Origin of the sequence: Variovorax sp. JS1663, from assembly GCF_002157355.1 — a bacterium.
Lineage (GTDB): Bacteria > Pseudomonadota > Gammaproteobacteria > Burkholderiales > Burkholderiaceae_C > Variovorax.
Genome location: NZ_LYMK01000049.1, coordinates 23,692 through 36,974 on the forward strand (window position 1 = coordinate 23,692; position 13,283 = coordinate 36,974).

At 70.5% G+C, this 13,283-nt stretch carries 14 protein-coding genes; 11 read left to right on the plus strand and 3 right to left on the minus strand.

Features of this window, described 5'->3' with window-relative positions; genetic code table 11:
* Positions 1–9: 9 nt before the first annotated feature.
* Positions 10–1,116 (minus strand): glycosyltransferase family 4 protein, encoded by a 1,107-nt coding sequence (locus A8M77_RS29040; protein ID WP_086924942.1) that lies wholly within the window; start codon positions 1,114–1,116, stop codon positions 10–12.
* Between the two features lie 128 nt (positions 1,117–1,244).
* Here A8M77_RS29040 and cydD point away from each other — a divergent pair, with 128 nt between their 5' ends.
* The 5 genes from cydD to cydX are packed head-to-tail and all read left to right on the plus strand — an operon-like array spanning position 1,245 to position 7,581.
* The gene (cydD, locus tag A8M77_RS29045) at positions 1,245–2,924 is read left to right on the plus strand and encodes a thiol reductant ABC exporter subunit CydD (protein ID WP_086924943.1); all 1,680 of its coding nucleotides are present in this window, start codon (positions 1,245–1,247) and stop codon (positions 2,922–2,924) included.
* The gene (locus tag A8M77_RS29050) at positions 2,921–4,612 is read left to right on the plus strand and encodes an ATP-binding cassette domain-containing protein (protein ID WP_086924944.1); all 1,692 of its coding nucleotides are present in this window, start codon (positions 2,921–2,923) and stop codon (positions 4,610–4,612) included. The genes cydD and A8M77_RS29050 overlap by 4 nt, the downstream gene beginning before the upstream one ends.
* Positions 4,613–4,648: 36 nt before the next feature.
* Positions 4,649–6,265 (plus strand): cytochrome ubiquinol oxidase subunit I, encoded by a 1,617-nt coding sequence (locus A8M77_RS29055; RefSeq protein WP_086924945.1) that lies wholly within the window; start codon positions 4,649–4,651, stop codon positions 6,263–6,265.
* A gap of 15 nt (positions 6,266–6,280) precedes the next feature.
* A complete protein-coding gene (cydB, locus tag A8M77_RS29060; protein ID WP_086924946.1) occupies positions 6,281–7,435 on the plus strand; it encodes a cytochrome d ubiquinol oxidase subunit II in 1,155 nt (384 codons plus the stop codon).
* Positions 7,436–7,458: 23 nt separating this feature from the next.
* Complete coding sequence (cydX, locus tag A8M77_RS29065; protein ID WP_086924947.1) at positions 7,459–7,581, plus strand: cytochrome bd-I oxidase subunit CydX; 123 nt, start codon at positions 7,459–7,461, stop codon at positions 7,579–7,581.
* 15 nt (positions 7,582–7,596) lie between these two features.
* Here the strand turns inward: cydX and A8M77_RS29070 are convergent, their stop codons facing one another.
* Together A8M77_RS29070 and A8M77_RS29075 are read right to left on the minus strand one after the other, a co-directional pair.
* Positions 7,597–8,172 carry a GbsR/MarR family transcriptional regulator gene (locus A8M77_RS29070; RefSeq protein WP_086924948.1) on the minus strand — a complete coding sequence of 192 codons (576 nt, stop codon included), beginning with the start codon at positions 8,170–8,172 and terminating at the stop codon, positions 7,597–7,599.
* Between the two features lie 86 nt (positions 8,173–8,258).
* Positions 8,259–8,681 (minus strand): cupin domain-containing protein, encoded by a 423-nt coding sequence (locus tag A8M77_RS29075; RefSeq protein ID WP_086924949.1) that lies wholly within the window; start codon positions 8,679–8,681, stop codon positions 8,259–8,261.
* A gap of 101 nt (positions 8,682–8,782) precedes the next feature.
* On the opposite strand from A8M77_RS29075, the gene A8M77_RS29080 reads away from it, so the two are divergent.
* The 6 genes from A8M77_RS29080 to A8M77_RS29105 all read left to right on the plus strand — a co-directional run bounded on the left by A8M77_RS29080 (position 8,783) and on the right by A8M77_RS29105 (position 13,267).
* Complete coding sequence (locus tag A8M77_RS29080; protein WP_086924950.1) at positions 8,783–9,247, plus strand: ArsR/SmtB family transcription factor; 465 nt, start codon at positions 8,783–8,785, stop codon at positions 9,245–9,247.
* The gene (locus tag A8M77_RS29085; RefSeq protein WP_086924951.1) at positions 9,136–9,594 is read left to right on the plus strand and encodes an SRPBCC family protein; all 459 of its coding nucleotides are present in this window, start codon (positions 9,136–9,138) and stop codon (positions 9,592–9,594) included. The genes A8M77_RS29080 and A8M77_RS29085 overlap by 112 nt, the downstream gene beginning before the upstream one ends.
* Entirely contained in the window at positions 9,594–10,883 is a 1,290-nt protein-coding gene (locus A8M77_RS29090) for an RNA polymerase sigma factor (protein ID WP_086924952.1), read from the plus strand. Before A8M77_RS29085 ends, A8M77_RS29090 begins: the two co-directional genes overlap by 1 nt.
* Positions 10,884–10,974: 91 nt before the next feature.
* Entirely contained in the window at positions 10,975–11,337 is a 363-nt protein-coding gene (locus tag A8M77_RS29095) for a YciI family protein (protein WP_086924953.1), read from the plus strand.
* Positions 11,334–11,705, plus strand: a complete 372-nt coding sequence (locus tag A8M77_RS29100; protein WP_086924954.1) for a YciI family protein — start codon at positions 11,334–11,336, stop codon at positions 11,703–11,705. Before A8M77_RS29095 ends, A8M77_RS29100 begins: the two co-directional genes overlap by 4 nt.
* Positions 11,702–13,267: an MFS transporter gene (locus A8M77_RS29105; protein ID WP_086924955.1), complete on the plus strand. Its 1,566-nt coding sequence runs from the start codon at positions 11,702–11,704 to the stop codon at positions 13,265–13,267. The genes A8M77_RS29100 and A8M77_RS29105 overlap by 4 nt, the downstream gene beginning before the upstream one ends.
* The last annotated feature ends 16 nt before the right edge of the window (positions 13,268–13,283 follow it).

Sequence of the window (13,283 nt, forward strand, 5' to 3'; positions counted from 1 at the left end):
AAAAAGAGCTCAGCGCCGGGCGGCGAGCGCCTGCGCGTAGTGGACGCCGAAAGTCTGCGCCACCACGTCCCAGTCGTAGCGCTTGGCACGCTGCTGCGCCGACGCCGACATCGCGATGCAGCGATCGGCGCCGAGGCCGGCGAGTTCGCGCACCACCGCCATGTCCGATGCGCTGCCGTCGAAGCCGAGAAAGAAGCCGTTGACCGCGCGTTCGACGAAGCCGTTGATGGGGGCCATGTCGCGGCACAGCACGATCTTGCCGGCCGCCATCGCCTCGAGGATGCCGATGCCGAAGCCCTCGTACTCGCTGCCGGTCACGAACACGGTGCGCTGCCGCAGCTCGCGCAGCAGGTCGGCGTCCTCGATGTAGGGGTGCAGGCGGACAGATTGTTCCAGCCGCAGGGCGGCGATCTGCGCCTGCAGCGAGGCGCCGAGATTGTCGAAGTCCGGGCCCGCGATCAGCAGGTCGATCGCGATGCCCTGGTCCCGGGCCATCGCGACGGTGTCGATGACCGCGTCGATGCGCTTGTTGCGCGACCAGCGGCCCCAGTAGATCCACTTCGTGGGATCTGGCGGGCCTTCCAGCCGGCCCTGCTGGAACTTCGAGAAGGCGATGCCGTTCTCGCACTTCTCGACCCGGTCCGAGAAGCCGCTGAAATAGGCCCGGTCCGATTCGCTGCTGGCGAGGATCTTGTGGTAGTGGCGCAGCAGCAAGCGCATCAGCAGGCGCTCGTGCAGCCACTTGATCGCGCCATGCCGGGTCGTATGGCGAAAGCCGCCGTGCGTGCTGAGCACGGCGGGAATGTGGCGGCACTGCAGCAGCACGTTGCCGGTGAGCATCATCAGTTGCGGGTCGTGCACGTGCAGCAGGTCATAGCCCGCGGCGAGGCGGCCGAACTCGCGCGCATAGCCGGCCAGCCGGTTGCCGACCACGGGCACGCGGTACACGGTGATGCCGTCGAATTCGGCAACGGAGAAGCTCGTGTTCTTCGCCGAGACGTGGGCCACGTCGACGCGGCGGCCCTGGCTGGAGCTGCGCACCGCGAGCTCGCGCACGACCGACTCGATGCCCCCCACTTCGGGGAAATAGGTCGGCGTGATCGAAAGAATCTTCATGGCGCCGTAGCTTAGCGGGTGCAGGCTGCGGTTCCGGGATGGCACTGCGGTGTTGCATTGCCAGGAGGGGACTCATCCCGTATGATTGTGGAAATTTCAGAAAATACTGAAATTACACGAATTCAGAAATGCCACCCTCCGAGCCCAGACCCGCCGCGCTGCCGTCCCTGGCTTCGCCCAGCCTGGCCGGCTTCGCGCAGGGCACCGCCGCGCTGCTGTGGCTGCCGCAGGCGGCGTTGCTGGCCTGGGCGGTCGAGCGCCTGGCGCGAGGCGAGGGGCTGGCGGCGGTGCTGCTGCCGGCGCTGGGCATCGCCCTGCTGGGCGCATTGCGCGCGGGCTGCGAGGCCTGGGGCATGCGGCGCGTGTTCGTCCGGGCGCGCGAGGCGCTGTCGGTCCTGCGGGCACGGGCGGCCTCGGCCCTGGCCGCGCATTCACCGCTGGACCGGGCACGGCCGGCCTCGGGCCTGGCGGCCAGCACGATCGCGGAGCAGGCCGAGGCGGTGGTGCCCTACCTGGTGCGCTACGCCCCGGCGCGCTGGCGGGCGGCGGTCGTGCCGCTGGCGATCCTGCCGCTGGTGGCCGTTCACTCGTGGGTTGCGGCGCTGGTCCTGCTGGTGGCCGCCCCGCTGATCCCGCTCTTCATGGCCATCGTGGGCTGGCGCGCCCGGGCCGCGAGCGAGGCCCACATGGTCGAAGCCGGCGGCATGCAGGCCTTCCTGCTCGACCGGCTGCGCGGGCTGGCCAGCCTGCGCGCCCTCGGTGCCATCGAGGCCACCGCGCTGCGGCTGGGCGAGGCGGCGCAGTCGCTGCGCTGCCGCACGATGGCCGTGCTGCGCATCGCCTTCCTGTCCTCGGCCGTGCTGGAGCTTTTCTCGGCGCTGGGCGTCGCGATGGTCGCGGCCTACGTCGGCTTCCACCTGCTCGGCCATTTCGAGTTCGGCACCTGGGGCCGGCGCCTGAGCCTGGGCGAGGGCCTGTTCGTGCTGCTGCTGGCACCGGCCTTCTTCGAGCCGCTGCGCGAGCTGTCCGCGGTATGGCATGACCGCGCCGCCGGCGAAGCGGCCCTCGCGTCGCTCGACCGGCTGGCGGAGGGCCGGATGGTCCTGCCCGGCGCGCACACCGGTCCCGTGGCCGTCGATCGTGGCGAATCCGGCCCGCCCTCGGTGCATCTGCACGGCCGGGCGGGGGCTCTCGCCGACGGCGCACCGGTCTTCGACGCCTGCGATCTCCACATCGCGCCCGGCGAGCACGTGGCGCTGATGGGCGCCAGCGGCGCCGGCAAGACCTGCCTGCTCAGCCTGATCGCCGGCCTGATGCCTGCGCAGGGCCGCATCGCGATCGGCGGCGTGCCGCTGAACGATCGCAGCGCAGCCTCGCTGCGCCGGCGCATGGCGTGGATGGGCCAGAAGCCCCACGTGTTCGCCGGCTCGGTGGCCTCGAACGTGGCGCTCGGCCGTGCCGGCGTGCACGCGGCACAGGTCGAGGCCGCGATGCGCTTCGCCGCGCTCGATGCGGTGGCGCAGGCGCGACCGGGCGCCAGCCTGGGGGAGGGCGGCCGCGGCCTTTCGGGCGGCGAGGCGGTGCGGCTGGCGCTGGCCCGGCTGGCCGCGCATCCGGAGGCCGATCTGCTGCTGGTGGACGAGCCCACGGCCCACCTGGACAGCGAAACGGCCGCGCGCGTGGCCGATGCGCTGGTCGCGCTCGCGCACGGCAGGACGCTCATCGTCGCGACCCACGATCCCCTGCTGGCCGCGCGCATGGACCGGGTGATCCGTCTCGAGGCGATGCCTGCGGAGGAGGCCGCATGAAGGCCTGGCGCGACCTGCGCGCAGTGGCCCAGGCCTTGTGGAACGCCGAGCGCCGCCGGCTGGCGCTGGGCGCCGGCCTGGCCGCGCTCACCGTGTTGATGGGCATGGGGTTGCTGGGCCTCTCGGGCTGGTTCATCACTGCCACCGCCCTGGCAGGCCTGCAGGCGGCGTCCGCCATCATGTTCGACGTGTTCATGCCCTCGGCCGGCATCCGCCTGCTGGCGCTGGGCCGCACTGCCGCCCGCTATGGCGAGCGGCTGACGACGCACGACGCCACCTTCGCCGTGCTGGCCACGCTGCGCGTGCGCCTGTTCCGCGGCTGGGCCCGGCCCGATGCGGCGCGCCGGCTGCTGGCGCGGCCCGCGCGGCTGCTGTTCCGGCTGAGCGCCGACATCGACGCGCTGGAGTCCTTCTACCTGCGCCTGCTGGTGCCCGCTGCCGCGGCACTCGGCGCGGCCCTGCTGGCCGGGTTGGTGCTCGGCGCCATGCGTCCCTGGATGGGCCTGCTGCTGGCCCTGTGGCTGCTCGGCGCGGGTTGGGGCATCGCCTTGCTGCTCGCGCGGCGCGCGCGGCCGGCCGCCGTGCGGCGTGCGCAGGCCATCGAAAGCCTGCGCGCCCGCGCCATCGACCTGGTCGCCGGCCAGACCGAGCTGGTCATGGCCGGCCGCATCCAGGCCCAGCAGGAAGCGCTGGCCGCGGCCGACCGCCACCTGGCCGCGGCCGATCTCGCCCTGAATCGGCTGGAGGCCGGCGCCGGCGCGGCCTACGGCATGGCCGGCGCCCTGACCCTGGCCGCGGTGTTGCTGGCGGTGGGCCTGCTGACCGGCGAAGGCGCCATCGGCGCGCCCGCAGCAGCCCTCGCGCTGCTGATGGCCTTGAGCGCCATCGAGCCCTTCGCCGCCCTGCGCCGCGGTGCGTTCGAGGCGGGCCGCGCCTGGCTCGCCGCGCGGCGCCTGGCGCCGTACATGGCAGCCGGCGCGGAGGCCTCGGCCGTTCCCGCATTGCCCGACGACGGCTTGGCGCTGCAGTCGCGCGAACTGGTGCTGATTCACCCCGGCAGCCGCGTGCCCGCGCTGCAGCACGGCACCCTGGCCCTGGCCGAGGGCGAACACGTGGCCGTGATCGGCGCGAGCGGCGCCGGCAAGTCGACCCTGCTCGCAGCGACGGCTGGCGAACTGGCGCCCGCGGGCGGCGAGCTGCGGGCGCTGCCCGCCTGCCTGCTGACCCAGCGCATCGACCTGTTCCAGGACAGCCTGCGCGACAACCTGCGCCTGGCCGATCCGGAGGCCGACGACGCGCGCCTGTGGTCCGCGCTCGCGGCGGCCGGCCTGGCGGACGAGGTGCGCGCCTTGCCCCACGGTCTGGCCACCCTGCTCGGCGAGGGCGGCCTCGGCCTGTCGGGCGGCCAGTCGCGCCGGCTCGCGCTGGCCCGCCTGCTGCTGCGAGACCTGCCCTTCTGGCTACTCGACGAGCCGACCGAGGCGTTGGACACTGCCACCGCCCATGACGTCCTCAGGCGGCTGCGCGCCCAGGCTGTGGGCCGGACGCTGTTGATCGCCACCCACCTGCGGCGCGAGGCCGCGCTGGCGGACCGTCTGCTCGTGATGCAGTCCGGCCGCATCGTGGCCGACCTGCGGCGCGGCACGACGGCCTTCGAGGCCGCATTGAACGCATTGCGGCCGGACTAGAGAACCGGACTGAAGAACACGGAAGGAAGAAACCCCATGGACCTCGACATCGTTGCACTCTCGCGCTTCCAGTTCGCGCTCACGGCGCTCTACCACTTCCTGTTCGTGCCGCTGACCATCGGCCTGGCCGTGATCGTCGCCATCATGGAGACGGTCTACGTCATGACCGGGCGCACCATCTGGCGCGACATGACGAAGTTCTGGGGCCTGCTCTTCGGCATCAATTTCGCGATGGGCGTGGCCACGGGCGTGGTCATGGAGTTCCAGTTCGGCATGAACTGGAGCTACTACAGCCACTACGTCGGCGACGTGTTCGGCGCGCCGCTGGCCATCGAGGGGCTGATGGCCTTCTTCCTCGAGGCCACCTTCGTCGGCCTGTTCTTCTTCGGCTGGGACAAGCTGTCCAAGGTCGGCCACCTGGTCACCACCTGGGCGGTGGCCATCGGCTCCAACTTCTCGGCGCTGTGGATCCTGATCGCCAACGGCTGGATGCAGAACCCGGTGGGCGCCGCCTTCAACCCGCAGACCATGCGCATGGAGGTGACCGACTTCTTCGCCGTGCTGACCAACCCGGTGGCGCAGGCCAAGTTCGTGCACACCGTGTCGGCCGGCTACACGGTGGCGGCCATCTTCGTGCTCGGCGTGTCGGCCTGGTACGTGCTGCGCGGGCGGCATCTGCAACTGGCCAAGCGTTCGATGACGGTGGCGGCTTCCTTCGGCCTGGCGGCCTCGCTGTCGGTCGTGGTGCTGGGGGATGAGAGCGGCTACCTCTCGACCGAGCACCAGAAGATGAAGCTCGCCGCGATCGAGGCGATGTGGAAGACAGAGCCGGCCCCGGCCGCCTTCACCGCCTTCGGCTTTCCCGACCAGAAGACGCGCGAGACGCACTTCGCCGTCCACATCCCGGCCGTGATGGGCCTGATCGGCACCCGCTCGCTCACCACCGAGATTCCCGGCATCGACGAGTTGGTGCACCGCGCCGAGCTCAACATCCGCGTTGGCATCTCGGCCTACGACGCGCTGCAGAAGATCCGCGAGGCCGGCAGCAGCGCCGCCGTGCCGGAATCGGCGCGCAAGATCTTCGAGAACAACGGGTATGCCCTGGGCTACGCGCTGCTGCTCAAGCGCTACGTGGACGACCCGCGCAAGGCCACGCCCGAGCAGGTCGCCCAGGCCGCGCTCGACACCATCCCCCCGGTGGCGCCGCTGTACTGGGCCTTCCGCATCATGGTGGGCCTGGGCATGTTCTTCATCCTGCTGACCGCCACCTTCTTCGTGCTGTCCGCGCGGCGGCGGCTCGATGCCCATCCCTGGCTGCTGCGGCTCGCTGTGTTCGCGGTCCCGCTGCCGTGGCTCGCGGCGGAGTGCGGCTGGATCGTGGCCGAGGTGGGCCGCCAGCCCTGGGTGATCGAGGGCGTGCTGCCGACCGCGGTCGCGGTGTCGAACCTCGGCGCTTCCACGGTGCTGTTCACCATCGGCGTCTTCACGCTGATCTACACCGTGCTCTTCGTCATCGAGATGAAGCTGATGCTCAAGGCGATCCGCAAGGGCCCCGAGGAGCACCCCGTGCCGCCGCCGGCGGCCTACCGCGCCGAGGCGGACCCCGAACTCGCTGCCGCGCTCCCGCGCGCCCCGCTCGCCGCCGCCGACTGAAGGAGGAGAACGACCATGGTCCTGCACGAACTGATGTCCTACGAAGCCCTGCGCTTCATCTGGTGGCTGCTGATCGGCGTGCTGCTGATCGGCTTTGCCGTGACCGACGGCTTCGACCTGGGCGCCAACATGCTGCTGCCTTTCGCCGGCCGCAGCGACCTGGAGCGGCGCGTGATCATCAACAGCGTCGGCCCGGTGTGGGAGGGCAACCAGGTCTGGCTGATCCTCGGCGGCGGCGCGATCTTCGCGGCCTGGCCGCAGCTCTATGCCGTGTCCTTCTCCGGCTTCTATCTCGCGATGTTCGCGGTGCTGGTGCCGCTGATCCTGCGGCCTGTGGCCTTCAAGTTCCGCAGCAAGCGCGACGAGCCCGCCTGGCGTGCGCGCTGGGACTGGACCCTGTTCGTCACCGGCCTGGTGCCCTCGCTGATCTTCGGCGTGGCCATGGGCAACGTGCTGCAGGGCGTGCCCTTCCGGCTCGAGAGCGACATGCGCATCTTCTACGAGGGCTCCTTCCTCGCTCTGCTCAATCCATTCGCCTTGCTGTGCGGCCTGGTCTCGGTCGCGATGCTGCTGATGCACGGCAGTGCCTGGCTGATGCTGAAGGCCCAGGGCCCGGTGGCCGAGCGCGCACGCAGCTACGGCAGCGTGGCGGCGCTGCTCACGCTGGTGCTCTATGCGCTGGCGGGCCTGGTGATGTGGTCCTGGATCGACGGCTACCGCGTGACCGGTGCGCTGCCCACCGGCGGCCCGTCGAATCCCCTGCTCAAGACGGTGGCCCACCAGCCCGGCGCCTGGTTCGCGAACTTCGCGGCGCATCCCTGGTTGTGGGCCGCGCCCGGCCTCGGACTGGTGGGGCCGCTGCTGGCCTTCGTCGGCATGCGCGCACGGCGCGAGGGCCTGGCGCTGCTGGCGAGCGCGCTTGGCATTGCGGGCATCATCCTCGGCGTGGGGGCCTCGATGTTCCCCTTCATCCTGCCTTCGTCGCTGGACCCGCGCGCCAGCCTCACGGTGTGGGACTCGTCCTCGAGCCACCTCACGCTGTTCATCATGCTGGTGGTGACGGCGATCTTCATCCCGATCATCGTGGCCTACACCAGCTGGGTCTACAAGGTGCTGTGGGGCAAGGTGGATGCCGACGCCATCCGCGACGAGCGCACCCACGCTTACTGATCTTCGAGCAAAGGAAACGAACCATGTGGTACTTCGCCTGGCTGCTGGGACTGCCGCTGGCCGCGACCTTCGCGGTGCTCAATGCGATGTGGTACGAGCTGATGGACGACGAGGCGATCCGGCGGGACAAGCTGGAGAAGCCTTGAGCTTCCCGCGCGGGTTCAATCCGGGGCCTTGGCCTTCCGCTTCGCCCCTGACAGCCGGTCCTTGAACTCCAGCACCTTGGTGACCGTCGCGCCCATGCCCATCAGCTGTATGGCCGTGTCGGGCGCCAGGCGCTGCACGTCGTCGAACCACTTCATCAGCCGGTCGATCAGGTCGTGCATCTCGCGCATGCGCTGCTGGGCATGGCGTTCCTCGTCGCTGGCAGGCTTCTCGAGCAGGGCCATGCGCAGCATCGACAGCGTGGGCTCGATCTCGCGCCGGCGCCGCTCCTCGGCCAGCACGCGGAAGATTTCCCATACGTCGGAGGGCGCCTCGAAGTACTCGCGCCTGTCGCCGGGCTGATGGCGCAGCTGCACCAGGCGCCAGCTCTGCAGTTCCTTGAGGCCCATGCTCACGTTCGAGCGCGAGAACTCCAGCGCTTCCGCGATCTCGTCCGCGTTGAGCGCGCGCTGGGAGATGAAGATCAGTGCATAGATCTGGCCGACGGTGCGATTGATGCCCCACTTGCTGCCCATCTCCCCGAAATGAGCGATGAACTGGCGGCTGAGCGGGGGCAGGGCGTCGGTAGGCATCGGCCGATTCTCGGGCCGAATTGCTGTAGCTTCAAGAAAGACTGAAATTTCTGCACGCTGCCGAAGGGGCAGGGCAGCCAGCGCGGTTACGCCCAGGGCGTGGGCGCCGGCACCTCGCACACCGGCTCGACGTCCACGCTCTTGAAGTCGGCCGGCGAGACGATCTCCAGGTACTCCATGTCGGGCGAGTAGTCGAACAGGTAGTGCCGGATGCCCGGCCTCTGGTGCACCACGTCGCCGGCCTGCACCAGCGTCTCCTGGTTCTCGTACATGAAGCGGGCCCAGCCCTTGATCATGATCACGATCTGGAAGTCCGCCTCGTGGCGGTGCCAGCCGGTGCCCGCTTCCGGTGCCATGTTGGCCTTGACCAGATGCGCGATCACCTTGCCGTGCGTCGCGTCGGCGATGCCCAGGTCGCGGTACAGGAAGAAGTCGCGCAGGCCGCCCGACACGTAGTCGGTGTCGCCGGGCTTGACGTGGGAGAACTTCGTGTCGGTGCGGTCCAGCATGAAAGCTCCTTGCAGGGTGGGGATGCGGCACCGCAGCATGCATAAAGCATTCCTGCGTCTTCGCCTTGACAAGAAGGTGCGGCGCTTCGACACTCAACCATATGGTTCACTCTGAAGCCGATATCCCGGATGCCGCCAGGCTCGATGCCGTTTTCGCCGCGCTGTCCGATGCCACGCGGCGCGCGGTCCTCGAAAGGCTGGAGCAGGGCGGCGGCCTCACCGTGAGCGAACTCGCGCAGCCGCACGGCATGTCGCTCACCGGCTTCATGAAGCACCTGCGTGTGCTGGAGAACGCCGGGCTCGTGTCCCGCACGAAGGAGGGCCGCATCGTGCGTTGCGAGCTCTCGCCGCAGCCCATGCAGGAGGCCGCCGTGTGGATGTCGCGCTACGAGAAATTCTGGGCCCGGCAGCTCGATGCCCTGGGCCGCTTCCTGTATCACCAAGAGGAAACCGAATGGCGAAGCCTGCCACCCGAGACGAAGAACGCCCCTCCCTCACCCTCCGCCGGCACTACGAAGTCGCCGCCGAGAAAGTCTGGCGGGCGTGGACCGACCCGCAGGCGCTGAAGCTGTGGTTCGGCCCCGCAGAGATCGTCTCGGTGCCGGTGGCGGAGGTCGACCTGCGCGTGGGCGGGCGCTTCCGCGTGGTGATGCTGGCCGAGGACGGCGAGCGCCACGAGGTCAGCGGCGCCTACCGCGAGATCGAGCCGCACCGCAAGCTGGTCTTCAGCTGGGCCTGGGTCAGCACGCCCGAGCGCGAATCGCGGGTGACGGTGCTGATCGAGCCAGCGGGCAGCGGCTGCGAACTGGTGCTGCGCCATGAGCAGTTCTTCGACGAGGCCGCGCGCGCCGGCCACGAGCATGGCTGGACCGGCTCGCTGGTGAAGCTCGATGCCTTGCTGGCCGGGGCCTGATGACCGCGCCGCCGGTCGCCGATGCCGGCGGGCCGTCGGTCCGCGCGGCGGCGGATGCGATCTACCGCAACGAGTCGCGCCGCATCTTCGCGACGCTGGTGCGCCTGCTCGGCGATTTCGACCTGGCGGAGGAGGCGCTGCACGATGCCTTCCGCGCCGCGCTCGAGCAGTGGCCGGCGCAGGGCGTGCCGGCCAATCCGCGCGCCTGGCTGGTCTCGGCCGGGCGCTTCAAGGCCATCGACGGCATCCGTCGCCGCGCCCGCTTCGAGGGCTGGGACGAGGCGGCGGCCGAGGCCATCGCCGATCCCGCGCTGGCCTGGGACCAGCGCGACCCGGATGCAGAGGCCCTGGAGGACGATCGCCTGCGCCTGGTTTTCACCTGCTGCCATCCCGCGCTCCCGCCTGACGCGCAGGTGGCGCTGACGCTGCGCGAGGTCTGCGGCCTTGCGACCGAGGCCATCGCCGCGGCCTTCCTGCTGCCGGCGCCCACGATCGCGCAGCGTATCGTGCGGGCCAAGGCCAGGATCCGCGAGGCAGGCATTCCCTACCAGGTGCCAGTGGTCGCCGAACTGCCCGAGCGGCTCGACGTGGTGCTGCGCGTGGTCTACCTGGTGTTCAACGAGGGCTATGCGGCCTCTTCCGGTGCGGTGCTGACGCGGCCGGACCTGTCGGGCGAGGCGATCCGGCTGGGGCGGCTTCTGGTCGAACTGCTGCCCGAGCCGGAGGCGATCGGGCTGCTGGCGCTGATGCTGCTGCACGAGTCGCGCCGCGCGGCGCGCACGACGGCCGAGGGCGAAATGGTGCTGCTGGAGGAGCAGGACCGCCGCCTGTGGAACCCGGCGCTGATCGGGGAGGGCAGCGCGCTGGTCGAGCGTGCGCTGCGCTCGCGCCGCTTCGGGCCCTACACCTTGCAGGCCGCCATCGCCGCCGTGCATGCCGAGGCGGCCGATCCAGCCGCGACCGACTGGGCGCAGATCGCCGGCCTCTACGACGTCCTGCTGCGCGCCGAGCCCTCACCAGTGGTGGCGCTCAACCGTGCGGTCGCGATCGCCATGCGCGACGGGCCGGGCACAGGGTTGGCACTCATCGACGAACTGCTCGCGCCCGGCGAGCTCGCGGACTACCACCTGGCGCATGCGGCGCGGGCCGACCTGTGCCGGCGCCTGGGCCGCACGGCCGAGGCGCGCGCTGCCTACGAGCGCGCGCTGTCGCTCGCGCGCCAGGCGCCGGAGCGTCAGTTCCTCCTGCGGCGGCTGGCCGCGCTGCCGCCGGCGAAGGATTCATCTTGAAACACGTTCGTCGGCCGGCGGTTGCGTTCGATGTCGATTCCGTCGGTGCCCGTTCGACCAGAGGCATCCCCAACCCTTCAAGGAGATGCAAGTGAAATACCTCTGCCTCGTGTACTTCGACCCGGCACTGCTGGCGTCGATGCCGCCCGGCGAGCGCGACCGGCTGGACAACGATTCGATGGACTACGACGAGACGCTCGAAGCCCGCGGCCAACTGGTCATCGCCGAAGCCCTGCAGCCGCCTGAGACGGCGAAGGTCGTGCACACGCGCGGCGGCGGCCTGTCGCAGACCGATGGCCCCTTCATCGAGACCAAGGAACAACTCGGCGGCTTCATCCTGGTCGACGTGCCGGACCTCAACGCCGCCATCCAGGTCGCCTCGAAAATCCCGCTGGCGAAGTACGGCGCCATCGAGGTCCGGCCCATCGCCAAGGTGGAGAGGAGCGCACCATGAAATACCTCTGCCTGATCTTCGCCACCGACGCGCAGATGAACACGATCCCGCCCGAACGGATGGGCGCCTTCGTCGATGCGCACCTGGACTACGACGACGCGCTGCGCGCCAGCGGCCACATGGTGGCCAGCGAAGGACTGGAGGCGGCGAGCACCGCGGCCGTCGTGCGCGTGCGCAATGGCCGGCTGTCGGTCACCGACGGCCCCTTCATCGAAACCAACGAGCAGCTCGGCGGCTTCTACCTGGTCGAGGCGGCGGGCGAGGAGGAGGCGGTGCGCATCGCGGCCGGCATCCCGTCCTCGCGCATCGGCAACATCGAGGTGCGGCCGGTGCATTCGCTGGTGCGGCCGGAAGGAGGCCGGTCATGAGCGCCCAGCCTGCCATCGCCCACAGGGCCGGCGCGCGCGAATGGACCGGCCTGGCCGCCATCGCGCTGCCCTGCATGCTCTACGCCATGGACCTCACGGTGCTCAACCTCGCGGTGCCGCACCTGAGCGCCGCGCTGCGGCCCACCAATGCCCAGATGCTCTGGATCGTCGACATCTACGGCTTCATGCTGGCCGGCTCGCTGATCACCATGGGCACGCTGGGCGACCGCATCGGCCGGCGCCGGCTGCTGCTGATCGGCGCGGCCTTCTTCGGCTTCGCTTCCGTGCTGGCGGCTTTGTCCACCAGCGCCGAGATGCTGATCGCCACGCGGGCGCTGCTCGGCGTGGCCGGCGCCACGCTGGCGCCCTCGACCCTCTCGCTGATCCGCAACATGTTCCTCGACCCGCAGCAGCGCACCGTGGCCATCGGCATCTGGATCGCCAGCTTCTCGGTCGGCGGCACCATCGGCCCGCTGATCGGCGGCGCCTTGCTCGAGCACTTCTGGTGGGGCTCGGTGTTCCTGGTCAGCGTGCCGGTGATGGCGCTGCTGCTGGTGATCGGGCCCTGGCTGCTGCCCGAGTACCGCGACCCGACGGCAGGCCGGCTGGATGTGTTGAGTGCCGGGCAGTCGCTGGCCGCGGTGCTGGCCGTCATCTACGGCCTCAAGCGTTTCGCGGAACAGGGCATCGGCATCGTGCCCGTGGCGGCAGTGCTGGTGGGTGTGGCGATCGGCTGGGCCTTCATCCGGCGCCAGGGCCGGCTGGCCGATCCGCTGATCGACCTGCGGCTGTTTCGCGCACCCGCCTTCAGCGCGGCGCTGCTGATCAACACGCTGGCCTTCTTCATCGCCTTCGGCAGCTTTCTCTTCGTGGTGCAGTACATGCAGCTGGTGATGGGGCTCTCGCCGCTGCAGGCCGGGCTGTGGAGCGTGCCCTCGGGCGCGGCCTTCGCGATCGGCTCGAACCTGGTGCCGCGGCTGGTGCGCCATGTGCGTCCGGGTTTCGTGATGGCCGGTGGGCTGGCCCTTGCGGCGGTCGGCTTCGCGCTGCTGGCACAGGTGGACCGGCGCGACGGCCTGCACCTGCTGGCCGGCGCCTATGCGCTGCTGTCGCTGGGCCTGTCCTTCGCGTTCACGCTGGCCGTGGACATGATGGTGGGCACCGCGCCGCCGGAGCGCGCGGGCGCGGCCTCGGCCATTTCGGAGACCAGCTCGGAGTTCGGCGGCGCGCTGGGCATCGCGATGCTGGGCAGCCTGATCGTCGCGGTCTACCGCCATGCGATGGCGGGCGCCGAGCTGGCCGGAGTGCCTTCCCGGCTCCAGGAGGCGGCACGCGCCAGCCTGGGCGTGGTGGACGACATCGCCGCGGGCCTGCCCGGTCCGGCCGCGGCGGCCCTGCTCGAGTCCTCGCGCGAAGCTTTCGCCCAGGCCTTCCGGCTGACCTGCTCGATCAGCGCGGCCATCGCGCTGGCGACCGCGCTGCTGGCCGCCCTGATGCTGCGTGGCGTGGGCAGGCCGCCGCAGGCGGCGGCCGCATCAAGTCCTTGTCCCGGCGAAGCCTGACGCCTTGCTGGGATAA

Excerpts from the sequence above, each read along its gene's own strand:
- A8M77_RS29075 (WP_086924949.1), bottom strand. The coding sequence starts at position 8,681 with ATGCTGGACCGCACCGACACGAAGTTCTCCCACGTCAAGCCCGGCGAC.
- cydD (WP_086924943.1), top strand. The coding sequence starts at position 1,245 with ATGCCACCCTCCGAGCCCAGACCCGCCGCGCTGCCGTCCCTGGCTTCG.
- A8M77_RS29055 (WP_086924945.1), top strand. The coding sequence starts at position 4,649 with ATGGACCTCGACATCGTTGCACTCTCGCGCTTCCAGTTCGCGCTCACG.
- A8M77_RS29100 (WP_086924954.1), top strand. The coding sequence starts at position 11,334 with ATGAAATACCTCTGCCTGATCTTCGCCACCGACGCGCAGATGAACACG.
- A8M77_RS29070 (WP_086924948.1), bottom strand. The coding sequence starts at position 8,172 with ATGCCTACCGACGCCCTGCCCCCGCTCAGCCGCCAGTTCATCGCTCAT.
- A8M77_RS29040 (WP_086924942.1), bottom strand. The coding sequence starts at position 1,116 with ATGAAGATTCTTTCGATCACGCCGACCTATTTCCCCGAAGTGGGGGGC.
- A8M77_RS29105 (WP_086924955.1), top strand. The coding sequence starts at position 11,702 with ATGAGCGCCCAGCCTGCCATCGCCCACAGGGCCGGCGCGCGCGAATGG.
- A8M77_RS29050 (WP_086924944.1), top strand. The coding sequence starts at position 2,921 with ATGAAGGCCTGGCGCGACCTGCGCGCAGTGGCCCAGGCCTTGTGGAAC.
- A8M77_RS29085 (WP_086924951.1), top strand. The coding sequence starts at position 9,136 with ATGGCGAAGCCTGCCACCCGAGACGAAGAACGCCCCTCCCTCACCCTC.
- A8M77_RS29090 (WP_086924952.1), top strand. The coding sequence starts at position 9,594 with ATGACCGCGCCGCCGGTCGCCGATGCCGGCGGGCCGTCGGTCCGCGCG.
- cydX (WP_086924947.1), top strand. The coding sequence starts at position 7,459 with ATGTGGTACTTCGCCTGGCTGCTGGGACTGCCGCTGGCCGCGACCTTC.
- cydB (WP_086924946.1), top strand. The coding sequence starts at position 6,281 with ATGGTCCTGCACGAACTGATGTCCTACGAAGCCCTGCGCTTCATCTGG.
- A8M77_RS29080 (WP_086924950.1), top strand. The coding sequence starts at position 8,783 with ATGGTTCACTCTGAAGCCGATATCCCGGATGCCGCCAGGCTCGATGCC.